The organism is Methylobacterium sp. A54F, from assembly GCF_053346035.1.
Window position 1 is genome coordinate 1 of the sequence record NZ_JBKFBF010000171.1, and the last position, 295, is coordinate 295.

The following is a 295-nucleotide window of genomic DNA, read 5'->3' on the forward strand; positions in this document are numbered from 1 at the left end:
TCGCCGGGTCGCCCCGGTCGCGGGCGTGGCGGCCGGCCTCGGCGATGGCGGCCGGCGACGCGTCGGGCGGCAGCGCGCCGGGGGCCAGGGTGTCGGCGGCGGGGGCGTCGGGCGGCGAGTTCGGGGGACGGTCGGATGCGGACACGGGGCACCTCCTGGGGGGACCGCAGGAGATAGGGCGCCGGGGCCGCCCGTTCAGCCGTTGGGCCCGCGCCGCGCCCGCCGCCCGCGGAAGATCAGGGCCAGGTTGCGCAGGTAGATCCCGGTGGAGAGCCCCTGCCCGATGATGATCACC

General features: G+C 79.3%; 1 pseudogene. It reads right to left on the bottom strand.

Annotated features, from left to right (window positions below):
- Positions 1 to 195 precede the first annotated feature (195 nt).
- Positions 196 to 295 (bottom strand): annotated as a pseudogene (locus tag ACLBXP_RS25825) (lipid-A-disaccharide synthase N-terminal domain-containing protein); the annotation flags it as partial.